The organism is Gloeobacter kilaueensis JS1, assembly GCF_000484535.1.
In the GTDB taxonomy this organism is placed as follows: domain Bacteria; phylum Cyanobacteriota; class Cyanobacteriia; order Gloeobacterales; family Gloeobacteraceae; genus Gloeobacter; species Gloeobacter kilaueensis.
The window spans coordinates 450552-469352 of sequence record NC_022600.1; the positions used below are offsets into that span (position 1 = coordinate 450552).

Here is an 18801-nt window from a genome sequence, read left to right on the forward strand (position 1 = left end):
TTAGCGGTCGCTCAGGCGCTTGATACTGCTGCTCACCACCCGCTCTAAGCGGGCAAAGTTTTCGAGCACCTGGCCGATGCCGAGCACGACACAGCGCAGCGGATCTTCGGCGACGTAGACGGCTACACCGGTTTCGTCGGAGACCAGATCGTCGAGTCCTTTTAATAAAGCCCCGCCACCGGCCAGCACGATGCCGCGATCGGCAATGTCTGCCACCAGTTCCGGCGGTGTGCGCTCGAGGGTGCGCTTGATCGCCTCGATGATCGCCGAGAGCGGCTCGCTCATGCACTCGCGAATTTCTGCCGTATGGACATCGACCGTCCGGGGCAGGCCAGAGAGCATGTGTAGCCCCCGCACCTCCCACTTGTCCCCTTCGTCGCGTCGGGCTGAGGCGGTGCCAAGCCGCATCTTGATCTCCTCGGCGGTGCGCTCACCGATGACCAGGTTGTGGACCTTTTTAAGGTAGGTGGCGATCGATTCGGTAAGCTCGTCGCCCGCCACGCGCACCGATTCTGAGACGACCGTGCCGCCGAGGGCGATCACCGCCACTTCGGTCGTACCGCCGCCAATATCGACCACCAGGCTGCCCGTCGGTCCTGTTACCGGTAGTCCTGCGCCGATCGCCGCCGCCACCGGCTCGTCGATGAGCCGGACCTCGCGCGCCCCGGCCCGGATCGCCGCCTCCATCACCGCCCGGCGCTCGATGCCGGTGATGCCGCTCGGGATGCCAATCACCACCAGCGGTGAGACCAGATATTCGCCGTTGTGAATCCGCTGGATGAAGTGCTTGATCATCATCTCAGCTAGATCAAAGTCGGCTATCACTCCGTCGCGCAGGGGACGAACCGCCTGAATCGTGCTCGGTGTGCGACCGAGCATCTGCCGGGCCGCTTCGCCAAAGGCGAGGGGCTTGCGGGTCTGCTGATCGAGGGCGACCACACTCGGCTCAGAGAGGACCGTGCCTCGGCCAGCCACATAGATCAGTGTGTTGGCTGTACCCAGGTCGATTCCCATGTCTCGGGAAAACCGACTGAAAAGGCCCACGCCCCCTTCCCCCTGCACACGACTCGTTGGGGATCCTAACACAGCCGATTGTCAAAACTGATTAAGGGCCCTGCCGAAATACACGTTCGACCACTTCGCCGGATTTGCCCATCTGGCCAAGGGATTGATCGTTGAGGGTGAGTAACACCCCACCGGCGTTTCCGGCCCTGACGCTCAGCTGCTTCTGGGCCTGCCAGTCGCGCTTCGTTCCCTGGGGCAACTCGCCTTCAAAGGCTTTGCGACCATCGGCGACCACCCGCACCCAGGAGCGCTCCTTGAGCGCTATCTGCATCTGCAGTCCTTTTGGAAGCGCCGCAACACTGTCGGTTGTCTGAAGGGGGGTCGAGGCGGTCAAAAGTGATGGGGTGCTCTCAGGAGTGGCGGCGGGAGCAGTCACCACTGGGGCAGGTTTGATCGCGGTGGGCGAAGCTTGCCTGACTGGGGGGGCGGACGGTGTTTTTTTGGCCGCAGGGGCGGGCTTTTTGACAACGGGGGCCGGTGCGGGCGGCCTCGCCGTGAGTGGAGGTTGCTGGGCGCGCTGCAGGTACGAGAATCCGCCTGCGGCGACGAGCACCAGCGCTCCATACAAGAGCCAGGCGTGGAAGGGGCGCAAAGTCGGCTTGGTAAGCGAAGCGCTCGCCCGCTCGATCGGAGTCGGGGTGACGGCAGGCGCTTCAGCCGGGGGCGGTGGCTGCAATTCTTTAAGGAGCGCCGCACCGTCGAGATCGACCAGATCAGAGTACTTGCGGATGAAGGCGCGCACGTAGACCGGTTCGGGCAGATACTCGGACTTGCCATCTTCGATGGCGAGCAGATAGCGCCTGGGGATGCGGGTGCGCTCCGCCACGTCATCTACCGACAGACCGCGCTCCTCGCGCTCTTTTGCCAGCAATTTTCCTACTGATTTGAGCGAGTCGGATTGAAAGTCAGCACTCATAGATCGGATGTTCCAGTAGCTTGTAGTTGCTGGATTTCGTTCTCGCTCAATTCTCGGAAGTGGCCTGCCGGTAAATTGCCCAGGACAATGGGGCCAATCGCAATCCGGTGCAGTTGCTGGACGGGATAACCGAGAAATTCGGCTACCTTACGAATCTGACGGTTTCGCCCTTCGACCAGAATAATCTCAACAAGCGTGGAATTGTTAGTCCGTTCACAAACCTGTACCGAAGCCGGCAGCGTTTTTTGGCCCTCAAGCAGCACACCGGCTCGCCAGCGTTCGAGGGTCGTCGCCCCAGGGTGGCCAGCCAGCCAGACGCGATAGGTCTTGGGCAGATGGAAGCTCGGGTGGGTCATCCGAAAAGTGAGCGCACCGTCGCTGCTGATTAAAAGTGCGCCGGAGCTGTCGTAGTCGAGCCGACCGACCGGATGGAGGCCCTGGCCCGTCCGCCAGGCCAGCGGCAATAGATCCATGACGGTCCGTCGTCCCCTCGGATCGAAGCAGGTGGAAAGCCAGCCCACCGGTTTGTGCAACAGCAAGTAGCGCAGGGGCGGCTGATCGCTCAGCAACTGCCCGTCCACCTCAATCCGGTCGCAGGCCGGATCGACGCAGGTGCCCAGCTGCTGAACGACCGCGCCGTTGACGCGCACCTGACCCGCAGCGATCAGCCCCTCGGCCCGGCGGCGCGAGGCGATACCATGTTCAGCCAGGAGCTTTTGAAGGCGGATTGGTGCTGCCATTGCTGCCGCTGTTGAAAAAACCTAACTGGTAGCTGTTGGCATCTTCGGGGGGGGTGTGAACCAGGATACATTCAAACTCGCGGGCCAGGTTGTGGACTTCCCGCAGATCCTCTTCGGACCAGATCGTCCAGCTGCCGCGCAACTCGTCGCCTACCCGCACCTCGACACGGTTGCCGATGATGTACATGATCCGCTGGCGCTGGGTGGCACCGTCCGCCTTCTGCTCCAGCACACCCTGCGGGTCGAGGCCCAGAAGCCGCATCGCCACCAGAAGCCTGGGCAGAGCCTCGCAGATCTTCTGGCGGGCCTTCTCGGGGTTGCTCCGCAGCCAGGCAAGCTGAGCCTCCAGCACCTCCTGCTGCAGGTACTTGAGCGCTTCAAGGGGAGACTTGGTCTGGTAGCGCTGGCTCTCCCAGATCCTTTCCAGCGCCTCCTGCAGATCCATAGGCTACGGCCGATAACCCTAGAGAACTTCCCTATCTTCGTCATCCAGACGCCCACATCATAACCGCTTCGACCCTAAAAAAGGGGCTGCTCACTCAAATTCCCCCCGCGCTGACCCGGTTTTGTAAACAACAGATGAGCCATTACTCGCGCCGACCATTACACTTGTAGGTAAACAAGTGGGTTCTGTGATGGCAAAGAGCGGCTGGTGGATCGGTGGACTGATTGCTTTGATGGTTGCCTGCCCGGCTGCACAGGCACAGGTAACCCTACCCCAGCCGCCCGTACCGGTGGTGGATCTGGCGGAGCAATTGACACCCAGCCAGCGCCAGCAGCTCAGCGATAAAGTGAGCGCGCTTGAGAAAAATTCTGGCTTCAAGGTGCGGGTTCTCACCCAAAAGATGAATTCTCCTGGTCGGGCGGTGCGCTCCTACTGGGGACTGGATGACCGCTCGATTCTGGTCGTGCTCAACGTGCTTGAGAACAATCCGCTCGATTTTAATGTCGGCCTCGACGTGCGCCAGAAACTGCCCCGCGTCTTCTGGCAGGAACTGCAGGGCCGCTACGGTAATCAGTTCTATGTTCAGGACAATGGCCGCGCCAGAGCCCTGATGGAGGCGATCAACGCCATCGATGTCTCGATCCGTCAGGGGGGCCGCGCCTCGGTGCCAGGCATTCCCCGCGAGCACTGGCTGTTTACGTTTGTGCTCTCAATTTGTGGTGGTCTGGTGGCAGGTTTTGCCAGCCACGGTCGGGAGGGCGAATTTTTTAGCTGGAAGGGATTTTTGATCTCTTCGCCCATGTGGTTCATTCTCTTCATCGCCTTTGGTCTGGGACCGGTGCTCACCCGCACCTCGGATCTCGCCCTCATCGCCCAGAACTTCGGTGGCTTTTTTGCCGGTGGCCTGACGGGCTTCTTGATTCCGACGCCCAAGCGCGAACGGCGCGATCCAAATCTTTCCGAAAGCTGAGAGCGACTGCACATTCGCCCGTTGAGTGCTAGCCTTGACCCATCGCGACGTTCAAGGCGGCCTATGTGCATCTGCGTCAACTGCGCCTACGTGGATCGCTGTCAGACCTACCACACGGTCGAAACCGTTCACCAGCAGCCTCACCTGAGTGAAGAGCCCGACTTCGAGCCTGTGCATCCGCTCATCAACGTCAACCTCTACGACCACGGGCAGGGAATGGAGTGGGATGTCGTCGGCTGCGAGAGCTTCACCGAAGAGACCGGTCGCTGGGCAAGGCTCAGGCCCGGAGAGCTGATCCCGACATAGAGCACCGATGTTTACCTCCCCTGGACCGATTCTCGTGCAGATTGGCGGCTTCGCTGTGCGCTGGTACAGTCTGCTCATCCTCACCGGCATCGTCGCCGGTACCCTCGTCGCCCAGCGCCTCGCTCCAAAGCGCAGCGTCAACCCGGAAGTCTTCTCGGACTTGGTGGTCTGGCTGGTGGTTGGCGCGATTCCGATGGCGCGGCTGTACTACGTCATATTTGAATGGCACCGCTTTGCCGCCGAACCCTGGTGGAAGGTCTTCGCGATCTGGGAGGGTGGCATCGCCATCCACGGCGGCATCCTCGGGGGGTTACTCGCTGCCTGGCTGTTCTGCCGCCGCTACGGCTATTCGCTGCTCACACTGATGGATCTGGTCGCTCCCGGCCTGATTCTGGGCCAGGCGATTGGTCGCTGGGGCAACTTTTTTAACTCGGAGGCGTTCGGAGCACCCACCGACCTGCCCTGGAAGTTATTTATTCCTGAGCCGAACCGGCCACCGGGGCTGGGGGAGTTTGCCTTTTATCACCCGACATTTTTGTACGAATCGCTCTGGGATCTGGGCGTATTCGTGCTGCTGCTGTTTGTCTTTTATCGCGTTCGCCCTCTGGCCACCGGCAGCATCGCCTGCATCTACGCGATCGCCTACAGTCTGGGCCGCTTCTGGATCGAGGGGCTGCGCATGGACTCGCTGATGGTCGGTCCCCTGCGCACCGCCCAGCTGGTGAGCTTGCTGGGCATCGCAGCAGGCAGCATCGGCCTGTGGTGGCTCAATCGCCGCCGCGACGCCCAGGTGGGGGAAGTCAGCCAGAATTAGCCCGGCTCATCGGGGGCAAAACCGGGGATCGGCTGGCCAAAGGTGAGGACGTAGCCATTCGGGTCTTTGATCGTAAATTCGCGCATGCCGTAGAAGGTATCGTGGGGCGCTTTGAGCACCGAGACCTGGGGGTGAATCTTTTGATGGAGCGCCTCGATATCTTCGACTTCGAGGTAGAAGGTCAGCACACCACCGGGAGCGCGGTCTTTAAAGATAGACAGCTCATCGCCGAGGTTCGCGCGCTCCTGGAACATGATCTGAATATCACCCAGCTTGACCATGCCCCAATCGAAGGGAGCCTGCTCAGGGAGGACCATCACCCGCTGAAAACCCAGAACTGTCTCGTAAAAATCGAGGGCCGTGCTGACATTATCGACACCTAAATTGGGAGTGAGGCTCTTGAACATGGTGTACTCCTTGATAAGAAGTTACGCAGAAAGTTAAGGAACAGCGGGCAGGGCGACGGGCAGTTGCTTGGCCATGTCGATAAATTTGCGCCACTCCTCGACGCTGCCGACCCGTTCAAAGCGCGGACGCAGATCGCCTTTGGCGTCGGAGAGCAGGTAGCCCAGAGCCCGCCTCGCCTTGGAGAGATTTTCGACTTTCTCGAAGCACTCCTGCACGATGCCCTCGACGCCCGGACGGCGCAACAGATCCTCAAAGAGCCAGTGCAGCTGCTTGTCGCTGAGCTGGGCTGTCTCCTTGGCAATCGAGGGGGGTGGGGGATTGTCGCCGGACCCAGCGGCCTGGGAATGGCTCGCCTCGTAGGCGGCGAGCATCTGGGCACGCACGGCGGCAGGTTCGCTGAAGCGCCGCCGGTGGCTGTCGTAGTCGCCCCAGACTTTGGGCAGCGTATAAAGAAAGCGGCCCAGGCCGTACTTGACGGCGGCGCGCTTGAAGGCGTCGGAGTAGGCTGCCTTGGCATCTTCGCCGAGGCCGACGTCGCACTTGGTCACTTCGTGGCCGCCGGCCACGACGACGGTCAGGCGACACTCGACCACCCACTCGGAAGGGGTGGACTGCAGGACGTGGTAGGTGTCGGACCAGTTGTGGGGACCGCAGACATCGTCGAGGCGCTGGGCCACGTCGCGGGCCTCAAGGTAGGCAACGGCCATCGCCCGGCTCTGATCGGAGCTGAGCGCCTGGGCCTTGATCTGCACTTTGGCAATGACCGGTTCGACGAGCGAAAGACTGGCGATTTGGGATTCCATGGGACAGAGCTTGTGTTCATCTGTCCATATTATAGGGGCTCATGGACATTTGTGCAACTGTGAAGGCGATCAACTCCGCCGGGCGACGTGCCAGAATATGGGCATTCTGTTGAAAGAGAGTGTTATGCCTTTTGGTCTCGGTTTGCCGGAAGTGCTGGTGATCGCCGTGATCGCCCTGCTCATTTTTGGTCCCAAGAAACTGCCTGAGATGGGCAGCGCACTCGGCAAGGCGATTCGCGGCTTTAAAAGTGGCGTGAGCGATGAGCCTGCTAAGAGTGCTCCTGCCGAAGCGGAGTCGCCCCAGAGCCTGCCCTCCGGCAAGGACTCCTAAACCCTACTCGTAGATCCAGCCTGCGATCGTCGCCTGCCAGTCGAGCAGTTCTTCGGGCGTAAACCACAGGGCGATCTCGCGCTCGGCGGACTCGGGGCTGTCGGAGCCGTGGATGATGTTGCGGCCAATGTCGATGCCGTAGTCGCCCCGGATCGTGCCGAGGGGAGCGTTGAGCGGGTTGGTGGGGCCAATCATGGCGCGGGCGGTGGCGACGACCCCCTTGCCTTCGATCACCGCTGCTACGACCGGCGAGGAGGTAATAAATTCGACCAGACCCTTAAAAAAAGGCCGCTCCCGATGCTCGGCGTAGTGTTTTTCTGCCAGCTCCTCGCTGACTTTGATCAGTTTTAAGCCGACCAGTTTGAAGCCGCGACGCTCGAAGCGCTGTAAAATCTCGCCGCTCAGGCCGCGTTGCACACCGTCGGGCTTGATGGCAATGAATGTCCGTTCCACTTTGGCTCTCCAAATTGAAGGTAAACCAAGGGTCATTTTAGGCGTTCCCCTGTTGCCCCGCCGCCCCAAACCCGGCAGCAGACCGGCAAAGTTCGACAGAATGCTTGCCATAGATAAAAGAGAATGCCAAACTGTGGACAGGTGTTCATCGTACAAACATGATTACGCTTCGTCAAAAAGAATTCCTGCAGCAACTGATCGAAACCTACGGTTCGACGCCGCTGCCGCCGATTCGTACCCTCGCCACCGATCTCGATCAGCACCGCACCACGGTTTATCGCTGGCTGCAGCTGCTTGAGCAGATGGGCTATCTCAAGGCCCAGGGCAACCGCTACTACATCGATCCGGATCTGTTGGGCATCCCGCTACTTGAGAACCGCATCCCCGCCGGTTCGCCCGTGACGGTCGAAGAAGATCTGCTCAACAGCCGCATGTCCCTCGACGAATATCTCGTCGAAGAGCGCACCAGCACCTTTTTGTTGCGGGTCAAGGGCGATTCGATGATCGAGGCGGGCATCTTCGAGGGCGATATCGTCGTCGTCAATCAAAACAAGCGCGCCCAGGACGGCGATGTCGTCGTCGCCCGCATCGATGGCGAGATGACCCTCAAGACCCTGCGTCGCCGCAACGGCCAGAGCTGGCTTGAGCCGGCCAACAGCCGCTACGCTCCGATCCACCCGGCCAGCGGCCTCGAGGTCAGCGGCGTCGTCGTCGGCCTGGTGCGCAAGTACTGATCGTCCTCAGTGGGCTTGTTCGCTCGCCGGTGGCTCTCCTTCGAGGGCACCGAGCGGATGTTGCACCGGCAGACCGGCTGGCCTCGGAAAGACGCGCAATCCGGGGGCGGTCTTGTTGAGCACGATGCAGTGGCGCACAGCCCGGCTGACGGGCAGCTCAAACGCATCGATCTCGGCGATTTCCGCCCCCAGTGCCGCGCAGGCGCGGGCCAGTTCCACTTCTTCGCGCACCTCCCAGTTGCCACGATAGAGCACCGCCCCTCCCCCCACCTTTACAAAAGGCAGCCCATATTCGGCGCAGACATTCGCCGGGGCCACCGCCCTTAGAACGGCCAGATCGTAACTCTCGCGGTGATCGCGCCGGTGGGCAATCTCTTCGGCGCGGCCACAGAGAGCCTGGGCGTTGGTCACCCCGAGCGCCTGCAGGGTCGAGGCGATAAAGCCGACTTTTTTGCGCACCGAATCTAGGAGCAGCACGTACCAGTCCGGTCGAGCGATGGCGATGGGCAAACCCGGAAAGCCCGCCCCGCTGCCGATGTCGATTGCGCTCACGTCTTTTCGCTCAAAGAAGCTCACCGCGCCTCTAAGCGAGTCCCACAGGTGCTTCTCCCAGAATTCCTCGCGATCGGTAATCCGCGTCAGGTTCAGGCGGCTGTTACCTGCGATCACCAGCGCGTAGAGGCGCTCGAACTGGCGGGACTGCTCGCTGTCGGGTTGCCAGCCCAGTTCCTGCCAGAGCGATTGCTCGTATTCCATCGGGAAGCTTACTTTTTTTCTGGCGCGGTGGCGGTGACGACCTGGAAGCCGCGCTGGGCGTTTTGAGCAGTGCAACTGGCAGCCTTGACCGTATCGGCGGCGTAGCGGGCCTGATCGCCTGCAAAGCGCGGGGCGATCCGCACGTCGGACATGATCGAGTCAGCCTGACCACCGGTACCCGCCAGGCCCAGCACCCGGCCCAACAGCTGCATCGTGTTGAGTGTCAGTTCACCGTCGGTGTAGTCTTTGCCGGAACTGTCTTTGAGGCCCAGATCGATCGTGCCGGTACTCAGGGCATCGTTGACGGTGTAGCGCCCGGCAAATCGGGCCTTCTCGATGCGCGGCAGCCTCGGATCGCTGCTCGCCTGGACGATCAAGTCGGCCTGGGAGCGATCACTCACGAGATTAAATAGCGGCTTGTTGCCCACCGTATCGCGCAGCAAACCCGTAAAGTCATCGATGCCCTTTTTGACGGGAGCCTGCCTCTCAGCGGGCAGGTCGATGTAGGTGGCCACCGGGAAACACTTTGGAGTCGCCGGTGTCCTGGCTGCGATCTTGAGCCGAAAGCGCACATCGACGTAGAAGGGAGCGACGTTGGCCGGTACGCTCTCAAAGGGTTGGGAGCGGCGCACCGCGTCGAGGACTGCATCTTCGGCATCGGATTTGCTGGCACCGTCGAGAACCTTGACCTCGGGTTTGGTCGTCACCTTGCCGTCGCGATCGACCCGCACCGACACTTCCAGTCGGGTGTCGTTGTCGATGTCCGGAGGCTGCCAGTTCTCGAGGATCTTATCGCGCACTTTGAGCTGGTAGGCTCGCAGTTCAGCACTGGGAGCGGTTTTTGAATCTTGCTGCGCCAGCAGAGGAAGAGCAGCAGTGCCTGCTAGCGTCAGCATCAGCGCACAAAGAGGAATGAACCTGGCCATCAGAGATCTCCAAACGGACTCCTGCCTGGGTTGGCAGGACAATACAGGTGGCTATTCTGTGGAGCAAAAGCTGCTCTAGAGTACCACCGAATCAGGCGAACGCCACATCGTCGGGCGGGACATCCTGCCAGCGACCGGGACCGGCGGCTCGCAACGCCTCAGTGAGATCGACATCGCCGGTGTAGAGCGCCCGGCCAATAATGACCCCCTGCAGGCCGTGGGGCTCAAGGGCGATCAAATTGAGCACATCCGCCAGGGTGCCGACCCCACCCGAAGCGATCACCGGTACCTGAACAGTGTCGGTGAGCCGCTGCAGTTCGACCAGATTTGGACCGCTGAGCGTGCCGTCCTTGAGAATATCGGTGTAGACGACGGCACTCACCCCGAGCTTTTCCATCTCGCGGGCCAACTCCGTCGCATCGACTTCAGACGTTTCACTCCAGCCGCGCACCGCCACCTGGCCGCCCCGCGCGTCGAGGCCGACGGCAATTCGACCGCCAAAGTGGGCACAGGCTTGCTTGATGAGATCTGGATTTTCGAGCGCTGCCGTACCCAGGATCACCCGGTCCACGCCGCGCTCGATGACGGCGCTCACCGCCTCGAAGCTGCGCAATCCGCCGCCAAACTGCACCGGGCAGGGCACCTGGGCCACGATCGCCTCGAGGACGTCGAGGTGTACCGGCGTCCCGCGCCGCGCCCCGTCGAGATCGACGACGTGCAGCCGGGGGGCTCCAAGTTTGGCCCAGTTACAGGCAACGGCGACCGGATCTTCGCCGTAGGTTTCAGCCAGCTGGTAGTTGCCCTGGTAGAGGCGCACGCAGCGGCCATCGAGAATGTCGATCGCAGGAATGATGTCCATCGCCAACATTATTGGTCATCCGAGACATTATTGGCTGCCCCGGCAACACTCGGCAATCTTCCGGGCGTTGTTTAATGGGGAACAATGTCTCATCCTTCTCGCCCGATTCTCGGTACCCTCACCCTCCTCCCGTTTCTGGCGGCAGCGGCTCAAGCTGAGGCGGTCTCGATTCCTTTTGAGAGCGTCGCGGGGCTCATCGTCGTCCAGGCGCGGGTCAACCAGGGGCCGCCCGCCGCCTTCATCGTCGATACCGGGGCGAACGTCAGCGTCCTGAGCGACCGCTACGTGCGCGAACGCCGTCTGCCCCTGCGCTCCCGGCGCGTTCAGCTTTCCGGCATCGGCTCGCCCCGCTCCCAGAGTGCCGTCACCCTCGATCTCGAAGCGATCCAGGTTGGTCCCCTCGTCGCCCACCGCCAGGCAGCCATCGTCCAGGATCTCAAGACCTTCGAGACTATCTTGAACCGGCCCTTGGCAGGCGTGCTGGGTTATACTTTTCTCAAGCAGTACCGGGTGACGATCGACTACAACCAGCAGTCGCTTCTGCTCGAACAAACGGGCACTCCGGCTGAGAATGAGTAGGTCCGCAACGACGAACGGGGCGAGGGCACTGCAAATCTATGACCCAGCACTCCCCAAGTCCTGAGCGAGTCACGGTAGAATCAGAGACTTCGATCCCAGGATGCTGAAAAGCCCGGACTCGGAGGGGTTCGGCGAGCCAGGATGAGTTGGCCCTATTGTTGCAAATAAGGGGATGCAGGCGAAAAGCGACAGTGTTCTACTGCGCGACTGAGGCCACTTTTGGTCGCTGAAATTCGGAGTCGGGTTTCCATTGGGGCAGGTTCGGGGCGTTGGCGACGGTAAGTCCCATCCAATTTAAGGGTTTTGTAGCCAATCGAGATTGCGACCGATTAGTAACTCACTCATCTTGGCATGATGAGTATTTTTCATTGCAACAGGTTTGGTATCAAATCCATAACTTGTGGCTAAATGCCTAACCTCTCTAGCATTATCATATGTCATTAAGAAGTCACCTTTTAATGTATCAGTAATGCGAAATAACTCATTGTGATCTAATTCCGAATGATTATAAAGGCGACTACCAGCACGTTTGCTTGACGCGGTGTAAGGTGGGTCTATGAAGACCACCATATCCTGACGATGAGCATTAGTTCTCATCACGCTTAAACCGTCACCTTCAATAAAAGCAATACGAGTACGGACCCTGCCGATATCACGTATTCGTTGAGCAAGGGTTTCAGGATACCAACGCGACCTAAGCCCTTTGCCAGACTCTCCTTCTTTCAATCGTCCAGCCCCTGGAGCCAAAATTCCACCTCGATTGACCCGATTCTTAAGAATTGTTTGAAATGCAAGCTCACGAGCGGTTGGATTACTATTAGCTAGAACAAAATCAACGTTAGCAGCTGTAAGCTCGAAGGCTTCGATTTGTATTGCCAGCCATTCAGCTTCGTCTCCCAGAATTGTGCGCCAGACAGAGGAAACTAGCTGATCTAATTCAACCATAGTGATGAATTCAGCTAAATTCTCAAATGCAACGGTTAAGCTAACTATACCGCCACCGGCAAAGGGTTCCAGAAATAGGGTCGGTTTTGTTTGTAAGCTATTTAGCCATTGTCGCAAATACGGTATTAACCAAGTTTTGCCTCCGGGGTAGCGAAAAGGGCTACGCTTGGGCACAGAAGCCACGTTGACCACCTTTTGATGGGATGTGACTGCAATCGAAATTTGCAGATCAAGTTGTTCTTCAGTTGAATTACTCATTGTTGTCGAAAGTCACAGGAGCGTCAAGATCAGGTGTAAGTTCAACTTCTTCGGGAATACCGGATAATTCGCCAGCATCAATTCTGCTCTGCAGTTGTTTAATAAATTGACTTTCATCTCCGGAAATCGGGGTGTTGATTCGTTCTAAGGTTTTTAAAAATTCAGTATATACGACATTGTTGAGGGTTAATGTGTATTGCGTTCTGGCTTCGTCCCGTTGTAATCCGTAGATAAACCATGCCATATCTGCACAGACAGGATCTTGTAAATGTTCAAAAGGAGTAATCCTAAACAGGTCTTTGAAGAACGGTTGATCCACGACGACAGCTATCTTCCGATTCCAGGATTTGAGAATGCGACCCTTGTAAAGTAGCTGCGGAACTAAGCGCTTGCGTGAGGAAGATAAATAGTCTGCTCTTGGCGCTGACTTTTTGGGCCAAAGCATAGTGGCATTAGCAACTTGGTCACTCATATATTTTTTGAAAGGATTGGTGACATTACCTGAGATATAAGTGCCTTGTACCTCCACTGCTCCATAATCTACAATGCGACCATTCTCAAGTCGAACTACTACAGCATCAATAATGCCGACAGGGTTTCCTGCGGCATCCCGTAGTTTGACTTCGGTCAGAAGGCGAAAATCCGGATTCTTTATGCCTTGAAAGAAGAAAGCTGAGGTGTGATTACCAATTAACCCATTTTGACGGAAACGCACGGGACAGGTAATCGTAGCAGTGTTGTCGCGGTAGATACTGCATACGCCTATTGGATCCGTAGCCTTGGATTTGGTGCAGTGACGGCTTCTGCCGTTTCCAAAAGGACAATACTTACTATTGCGATATCTCAGTGCTTCTTCATCAATCATATCTGGCGGGAAGCCAAAGACCTCATGCAATGGATTGGGAATTGCTGTCGGTTGCTGTTGCTCCTTAGCTTTTTGGGTCACATCTACCTCTCATCTATACAAGCACATAGTCTAGAAATTTAATCCACTTGTAGCGACAGGAGTGATATTTGGCGAGTGTTGTTGTGATCAATCATTAGAGCTATTGATTGATGAAGTCTCTTTTATCTAATCACTCTCGTCGGATGGTGTGTAAGTTTTATGATACTGCCACACACTTTCTTGTAGGATGTGCCTCTTTGTTCGATTAAAGTGATTGTTGTGTCATGGGGTAGCCTGAGTGGTTTTTGAGCGCTGAAACTCAGAATCGGGTTTCCACTGGGGCAGGTTCGGGGCGTTGGCGACGGTAAGGCCGACACTCAGCACCAGGCGCGACAGTTGGGCGGCACCGCTGAGGTCGAGGCCGGGCCGGTACTCGTCGGAAGGCTGGTGGTAGCGTTTTGCAACATAGGTCTCAAGTTGCGCTTTGCCCCAGCCTCTGGGCCTGCCGATAAAGTCGGTGCCGGCGGCAACCGAGAGGGCCGGAACGCCCCGCAGGGCGAGGGAAAACTGGTCGGAGCGATAAAAAGCCCCCCGCTCTGGGAAGGGGTCGGGGGAGGTGGTGAGGTTCTGCTCGCGGGCAACAAGGCGCAACAGATCCCCCAGGGTGCTCTTGTTCTCGCCCTGGACGACCAGATCCCGCGTGCGACCGAGCAGGTTGCCGCCATCGATGTTGAGGTTGGCTACGATCCGATCGAGGGGCAGGCTCGGGTGCTCGGCAAAGTAGGCGGAACCCAACAGACCTGACTCCTCGGCGGTGACCGCTGCAAAGTAGAGCGAGCGCTTCGGCGGGGGAGCCAGTTTTGCTGCCTGGGCCATCGCCAGCAGGTCCGCCACGCCCGAGGCGTTGTCGTTTGCGCCGTTGTAGATCCGATCGCCCTCTACAGCCGGTCCGATCCCCAGGTGATCGTGGTGAGCTGTAAAGAGGACGGCCTGTTGTTTGAATCTGGGATCAGCTCCGCTAAGCCTGGCGACGACATTGCGCGCCTCGATCGATCGCACGTCGGTGTCGAAGCTGCCTACCAGACGGATGCCCGTCGCTACAGGTTGAAAGTCGCGGCGGGCGGCCTGGGAAACCAGAGTATCGAGGTTCAGGCCCTTCAAGGCCAGCAGCTGCCGGGCCGCTGTGTCGGTGATCCAGCCGCGCACGGGCAGGGCCGCCGGGGCATCGCCAGCAGGTGCTAAAAAGCGCTGATCGCCGGACCAGGAGCTGATAACGGTGTGCCAGGGGTAGCCCGCCCGCTCCGGGGTGTGGACGATGATTGCCCCGGCGGCTCCCTGGCGCTCGGCTTCCTGGAACTTGTAGACCCAGCGGCCATAGTAGGTCATCGCTCGACCACCAAAAAGTCTGGGTTCGCTCGCGGTGGCGGGCGGATCGTTGACCAGCACCAGGAGCACCTTGCCTCGGACAGATTGTTTGAAGTCGTCCCAGCGGTACTCCGGCGCTTTTGCTCCGTAACCGACGAAGACAATTTCGCCATCGACGTCGGTGTGGCTCTCGGTGCGGTTGCTCCAGAAAATGGCCGCTTCGGGCGAATCGAGAGCGAGCGTCTGGGAACCTGCGACGGCCTGCATCTTGAGGCTGTCGCGCCGCAGGGTCGAGACGGTGATCGGTACTTTTTGAAAGTAGCTGCCGTCCGGCATTCCCGGCTCCAGCCCCAAAGAGTGAAAGACCGAGGCGATGTACTCTTCGGCCAGCTCGCCCCCCCGCGTCGCCGGTGCCCGGCCTTCGAGCAGATCGCTCGATAGAAAGCGCAGGTAGCCGTCGATGGCACCGATCGAGATGGGCGGAGCAACGCTCAGAGGGACCGCCGGAGCCGCCCCCGCCCCCGCCAGAAGCAGGGCAAAAGCCCAAAATCCGCCCACCCACCGTCCATGTCCTTGCATACTGCCCCCCATCTGTTCTGTTGCCCGGATTGTATAAGAAATCCAGCCTCTTCAAGACCGGATCCGCAGTCTACCCGCCAGCCGCGCAACGGCTACGGTCAGTTCGGTTCGGGCTGCACTGCCAGAAGCGGCAGGCGCACGGTGAAGGTCGCACCCTGCCCCAGGCCGTCGCTGTGGGCGGTGACGGTGCCGCCATGGAGCGTCACCAGATCGTGGACGACGTAAAGTCCGATGCCCAGGCTGCCGTCGGCAGCGCTGGCCGTCCCTGCGGCGCGGCGAAAGCGCTCAAAGACGTAGGGCAAAAAATCGGCGCTGATGCCAATACCGCTGTCACTGACGCGCAGGTCTATTGTCGAGCCGGAACGCTCCAGCGTCAGCTCGATGCGGCCTCCCGCGCCCGTGAACTTGATGGCATTGATGAGGAGGTTGCTGACCACCTGGGTGAGTCGGTCCGGGTCTGCCCAGACCGGGCAACTGTACAGGGGGCGGCTCCAGAGCAGGTGTAAGCCTTTTGCCTCCGCCCGGCTGCGCAGGGCATCGACCACCGATTCGACGACCCCTGACAGTTCTAGAGAACGCCTCTCAAGGCGCACTATCCCGACGCTGAGGCGGCTGACATCGATAAGATCGCCAATCAGCTTGAACTGCAATCTGGCGTTGCGCTCGATTACCTCGAGCGCCTGGCGACTGATCGGATCGAGGGACTGGCGGAGCGCCACCTGGGCATAGCCGACGATCAAATTAAGCGGTGTTCGCAGCTCATGGCTGAGCACAGCTAGAAATTCATCTTTGAGTCGGCTCGCCCGCTCCGCTTCTTGCTGGGCCGCAAGCGCCTGGGCAAGAGCCTCCGCTCTTTGCTTTTCGAGGTTGAGGGCCTGCTGTCTGAGGTTCACCTTCTCCAGCACGCTCCGCATGGCCACCATCAAGCGGCGGTAGCCACCTCTGGATTTGAGGACATAATCGTCGAGGCCGCTTTTCATGCCGGCTACGGCTGTTTCTTCGTCTCCGGAGCCGGTAAACATGATCACCGGGCAGGCGGGCAGCATTGCTTTGATCTGCTGCAGCACCGATAATCCGTCTGCCCAGCCCAGCTGGTAATCGGTAACGACCAGATCGATAGCTTTTGTCGAGCGAAAAGCCTGGTTGAGCGCCTCCTGGTTCGCGATCTCTACAACCTGGGGGTTCTCGAACTCGCGCTCCAGTTCGCGAATCACCAGCCTGCGGTCCTCGGGGTTGTCGTCGATTACCAGCACCCTCATTTTTTGCCGTTCCTCCGCCTCCTGTACTGCAAAACTTGAACGAGTCTAAGTATTTCTGTCCGCTCAGGCAAGCTCCCAGGGTAGATAAAGTACACCCCAAAAGCAGCAACAGGTTATTGTCTTATCCCTACCTCGGCTGCCAGCTGTCGTAGAGCCTCTACCTTGATGGGCTTGAGCAGGTGGCAGGCCGCCTCCAGAAGCCTGGAGCGCTCGATCGCCGCCGGGTCGTCGGCGCTGGTGAGCATCGCCACCTGCAGGTGCATCAAATCGGGCTCGCCTCTCATCCAGGCCAGTAGTTCGTGGCCGTTTTGCCCCGGCAACCGCAAATCCAGCAGCGTCAACACCGGCAGGGGATGGGCAGTGCGATCGGCGTACACGCCGTCGCCTCTCAAGTAAGCGACGGCCCGCTCCGCATCTTCGAGCACCAGTACGTTGGCCCCGAGCCCGACTTTTTTAAGGACCCGCCGGGCGAGCAGGGCGTCCTCCGGATTGTCCTCGACGATCAGTACCCTGGGTTGTACCACGGACCTACCCCTCCGCCAGATCGATGAAAAAACGGCTGCCGCTGTCTTTTTGAGATTCTACGCCTGCCCTGCCGCCCATGCGCTCACAGCCGCGCTGGACAATCGCCAGTCCGATGCCGGTGCCAGGATAGGTCTCAAAGCCGTGCAGGCGCTCGAAGACGCCCCAGATGCGCTCCTGCCTGTCAGGGGCAATGCCGATGCCGTTGTCTTCGACCCATAGCCGCACCCGCGCCTGGCTTGTGTTTTGCCGGGCATACACGCGCACCCTGGGAGTGACGCTGGGGGCGACAAATTTGATCGCATTGCTCAGCAGATTGGTCAGAACCTGAACGAGAATGACCCGATCGGCCTGTACGGCAGGCAGGGGCCGCTCTACCCGGATAACGGCGCTCGATCGCTGGATGTCTGCGCTCAGCTCCTCCAGGGCTCTACTCACTGCCGCTTCCAGGCTGATCGCCCGCGTCTCGATCTCGGTACTTCCGAGGCGGCTGTAGGCCAGCAGGTCGTCGATCAACTGCTCCATGCGCCTGCCGCTAAAGTCGATGCGCTCAAGGTACTCCCGGCATTCGCCGTTCAGTGTCCTGCCACAGTCTTCGACGATCGCCTCGACGAAGCCTTGAATCGAGCGCAAGGGAGCGCGCAGGTCGTGGGCGACCACAAAGGCGTACTGCTCCAGTTCGCGGTTGGCCTGCTGCAACTGGTCGGTGCGCGCTTCGACTTTTTCTTCGAGGGTTTCGGCAAGTTGACGCAGTTGTACCTCGGCGCGCACGCGCTCGCTGACATCGACGACAAAGCTGACCGCTTCGTCGCTGTCGGAATCCGGCAGGAGCGCTGCCCCGACCAGTACCTGAACCTGTGCGCCGTCCTTGCGCACGTATGCCTTCTCGAACACTTCACAGCGGCCAGACTGGCGCAACTGGGCCACCGCTCGGGCATCAGCAGGCGTGTACTCGCCGGGAGTAATCCGATCCCAGCGCAACTGTCCTCTGGCTAACTCCTCGCGGCTATAACCCACCGTCTGTAAAAAGGCGTCGTTCGCTTCGTGGATCTGCCCTTCCAGGTCGGCAAAGAGAATACCCACGATATTGGATTCGACCACCCGGCGAAAGCGCTCCTCGCGCTTTGCCAACTCCTCCGTCTGGCTGCGGGTTTGTTTGAGCAACTTGCGATATTCGTCGTCTAATTGCACCAGTCGGGCGCGCACAAAGACCACCAGAATCACTCCGGCAGTACCCAAAGCAACGAGCGCGAGCAAGATCGTGCCCGAAGCCGTACTCTGGGCGGTGCTGGTACGGATGGCGCGCAGATTCTCTTCGACTGAGAGCATCTGTTGGATCAAGGTGCGCAGTTCATCCATGCGGCGCTTGCCCTCCAGGTTCGCTTGGAGATTGGCGCGTTGCGCCCCAGAAGCCGTAAGCCTGCCTCGGGCGTAGAGCTGCCAGCTTTCTGCACGGGTGCGCAGGCGGTTGACCCGCTCGCTCTGCTCGCGATTGTCAACCACTAAAGAAGCGAGAGTAGAAAATTGCCCGCCAAGCGTTGTTCGGGAACGCTCGTGAGGTTCAAGAAAGCGCCGCTCGCCTGTAAGCAGGTAGCCGCGCAAGCCCGTCTCGCCATCGACCAGCAACCGTTCGGTGCGGTTGAGTGCGCCAATCACATTGCTGGTATGCTCAACCCACCGGTTAGCTTCCAGCAGGGCACCCACCTGCCACAGCAACACCCCGGCCAGAACCGCCACCAGCAGCAAAGGCAGCAGCACTGACCACAGCAGGCTGCGACGGAAGGAACGCTCATCAAGCAAGAAGCGCTGCATATTTGCCAGCCTTCACAGCTCTAACTTCCGACTCACTATCGTTGCTACACTGCCAGTATGCCCGCGCCAG

At 59.5% G+C, this 18801-nt stretch carries 22 protein-coding genes; 6 read left to right on the forward strand and 16 right to left on the reverse strand.

Annotated features, from left to right (window positions below; all coding sequences use genetic code 11):
* From GKIL_RS02010 to GKIL_RS02025, 4 genes are all read right to left on the reverse strand, one after another.
* The gene (locus GKIL_RS02010) at positions 1-1044 is read right to left on the reverse strand and encodes a rod shape-determining protein (RefSeq protein WP_071824773.1); all 1044 of its coding nucleotides are present in this window, start codon (positions 1042-1044) and stop codon (positions 1-3) included.
* A 61-nt stretch (positions 1045-1105) separates the two neighbouring features.
* Positions 1106-1981, reverse strand: a complete 876-nt coding sequence (locus tag GKIL_RS25705; RefSeq protein ID WP_023171687.1) for a helix-turn-helix domain-containing protein — start codon at positions 1979-1981, stop codon at positions 1106-1108.
* Positions 1978-2721 (reverse strand): pseudouridine synthase, encoded by a 744-nt coding sequence (locus GKIL_RS02020; protein WP_023171688.1) that lies wholly within the window; start codon positions 2719-2721, stop codon positions 1978-1980. Before GKIL_RS02020 ends, GKIL_RS25705 begins: the two co-directional genes overlap by 4 nt.
* Entirely contained in the window at positions 2684-3166 is a 483-nt protein-coding gene (locus tag GKIL_RS02025) for a hypothetical protein (protein ID WP_023171689.1), read from the reverse strand. Before GKIL_RS02025 ends, GKIL_RS02020 begins: the two co-directional genes overlap by 38 nt.
* 190 nt (positions 3167-3356) lie before the next feature.
* Here GKIL_RS02025 and GKIL_RS02030 point away from each other — a divergent pair, with 190 nt between their 5' ends.
* The 3 genes from GKIL_RS02030 to lgt all read left to right on the forward strand — a co-directional run bounded on the left by GKIL_RS02030 (position 3357) and on the right by lgt (position 5256).
* Positions 3357-4136 carry a TPM domain-containing protein gene (locus GKIL_RS02030; protein ID WP_023171690.1) on the forward strand — a complete coding sequence of 260 codons (780 nt, stop codon included), beginning with the start codon at positions 3357-3359 and terminating at the stop codon, positions 4134-4136.
* Positions 4137-4199: 63 nt separating this feature from the next.
* Positions 4200-4442: a Ycf34 family protein gene (locus GKIL_RS02035; RefSeq protein WP_023171691.1), complete on the forward strand. Its 243-nt coding sequence runs from the start codon at positions 4200-4202 to the stop codon at positions 4440-4442.
* A 7-nt stretch (positions 4443-4449) separates the two neighbouring features.
* Positions 4450-5256, forward strand: a complete 807-nt coding sequence (lgt, locus tag GKIL_RS02040) for a prolipoprotein diacylglyceryl transferase (RefSeq protein WP_023171692.1) — start codon at positions 4450-4452, stop codon at positions 5254-5256.
* Here the strand turns inward: lgt and GKIL_RS02045 are convergent.
* Both GKIL_RS02045 and GKIL_RS22115 read right to left on the reverse strand, forming a co-directional pair.
* On the reverse strand, positions 5253-5663 hold the full coding sequence (locus GKIL_RS02045; protein ID WP_023171693.1) for a bleomycin resistance protein: 411 nt from the start codon (positions 5661-5663) through the stop codon (positions 5253-5255). The two genes, lgt and GKIL_RS02045, sit on opposite strands and share 4 nt — an antisense overlap.
* Before the next feature lie 33 nt (positions 5664-5696).
* Positions 5697-6467 (reverse strand): Rad52/Rad22 family DNA repair protein, encoded by a 771-nt coding sequence (locus tag GKIL_RS22115; RefSeq protein WP_023171694.1) that lies wholly within the window; start codon positions 6465-6467, stop codon positions 5697-5699.
* A 124-nt stretch (positions 6468-6591) separates the two neighbouring features.
* Between GKIL_RS22115 and tatA the strand changes: the two genes are divergently transcribed.
* On the forward strand, positions 6592-6798 hold the full coding sequence (gene tatA, locus GKIL_RS02055) for a twin-arginine translocase TatA/TatE family subunit (protein ID WP_041243663.1): 207 nt from the start codon (positions 6592-6594) through the stop codon (positions 6796-6798).
* Between the two features lie 3 nt (positions 6799-6801).
* Here the strand turns inward: tatA and ndk are convergent, their stop codons facing one another.
* Complete coding sequence (gene ndk, locus GKIL_RS02060; protein WP_041243664.1) at positions 6802-7251, reverse strand: nucleoside-diphosphate kinase; 450 nt, start codon at positions 7249-7251, stop codon at positions 6802-6804.
* A 158-nt stretch (positions 7252-7409) separates the two neighbouring features.
* Between ndk and lexA the strand changes: the two genes are divergently transcribed.
* A complete protein-coding gene (lexA, locus tag GKIL_RS02065) occupies positions 7410-7985 on the forward strand; it encodes a transcriptional repressor LexA (protein WP_023171697.1) in 576 nt (191 codons plus the stop codon).
* Positions 7986-7991: 6 nt separating this feature from the next.
* On the opposite strand, the gene rsmG is transcribed toward lexA, so the two are convergent.
* The 3 genes from rsmG to hisA all read right to left on the reverse strand — a co-directional run bounded on the left by rsmG (position 7992) and on the right by hisA (position 10526).
* Positions 7992-8741 carry a 16S rRNA (guanine(527)-N(7))-methyltransferase RsmG gene (gene rsmG / locus GKIL_RS02070; RefSeq protein WP_023171698.1) on the reverse strand — a complete coding sequence of 250 codons (750 nt, stop codon included), beginning with the start codon at positions 8739-8741 and terminating at the stop codon, positions 7992-7994.
* Between the two features lie 8 nt (positions 8742-8749).
* Complete coding sequence (locus tag GKIL_RS02075) at positions 8750-9667, reverse strand: energy transducer TonB (protein ID WP_023171700.1); 918 nt, start codon at positions 9665-9667, stop codon at positions 8750-8752.
* A 91-nt stretch (positions 9668-9758) separates the two neighbouring features.
* The gene (gene hisA, locus GKIL_RS02080) at positions 9759-10526 is read right to left on the reverse strand and encodes a 1-(5-phosphoribosyl)-5-[(5-phosphoribosylamino)methylideneamino]imidazole-4-carboxamide isomerase (protein ID WP_041244240.1); all 768 of its coding nucleotides are present in this window, start codon (positions 10524-10526) and stop codon (positions 9759-9761) included.
* A gap of 84 nt (positions 10527-10610) precedes the next feature.
* On the opposite strand from hisA, the gene GKIL_RS02085 reads away from it, so the two are divergent.
* Positions 10611-11105 carry a retropepsin-like aspartic protease gene (locus GKIL_RS02085; RefSeq protein ID WP_023171702.1) on the forward strand — a complete coding sequence of 165 codons (495 nt, stop codon included), beginning with the start codon at positions 10611-10613 and terminating at the stop codon, positions 11103-11105.
* Between the two features lie 294 nt (positions 11106-11399).
* Here GKIL_RS02085 and GKIL_RS23205 read toward each other — a convergent pair whose 3' ends face one another.
* The 6 genes from GKIL_RS23205 to GKIL_RS22120 form a co-directional block, all read right to left on the reverse strand.
* On the reverse strand, positions 11400-12308 hold the full coding sequence (locus tag GKIL_RS23205; protein ID WP_023171703.1) for a DNA adenine methylase: 909 nt from the start codon (positions 12306-12308) through the stop codon (positions 11400-11402).
* Complete coding sequence (locus GKIL_RS23210; RefSeq protein WP_023171704.1) at positions 12301-13254, reverse strand: NotI family restriction endonuclease; 954 nt, start codon at positions 13252-13254, stop codon at positions 12301-12303. The genes GKIL_RS23205 and GKIL_RS23210 overlap by 8 nt, the downstream gene beginning before the upstream one ends.
* Before the next feature lie 222 nt (positions 13255-13476).
* Positions 13477-15138, reverse strand: coding sequence for a M28 family peptidase (locus GKIL_RS02090; RefSeq protein WP_071824774.1), 1662 nt, complete (start codon positions 15136-15138; stop codon positions 13477-13479).
* 98 nt (positions 15139-15236) lie between these two features.
* On the reverse strand, positions 15237-16397 hold the full coding sequence (locus tag GKIL_RS02095) for an ATP-binding response regulator (RefSeq protein WP_023171706.1): 1161 nt from the start codon (positions 16395-16397) through the stop codon (positions 15237-15239).
* Positions 16398-16510: 113 nt separating this feature from the next.
* Positions 16511-16921 carry a response regulator gene (locus GKIL_RS02100; RefSeq protein ID WP_023171707.1) on the reverse strand — a complete coding sequence of 137 codons (411 nt, stop codon included), beginning with the start codon at positions 16919-16921 and terminating at the stop codon, positions 16511-16513.
* A 4-nt stretch (positions 16922-16925) separates the two neighbouring features.
* Complete coding sequence (locus tag GKIL_RS22120) at positions 16926-18731, reverse strand: sensor histidine kinase (protein WP_023171708.1); 1806 nt, start codon at positions 18729-18731, stop codon at positions 16926-16928.
* Between the last annotated feature and the right edge of the window lie 70 nt (positions 18732-18801).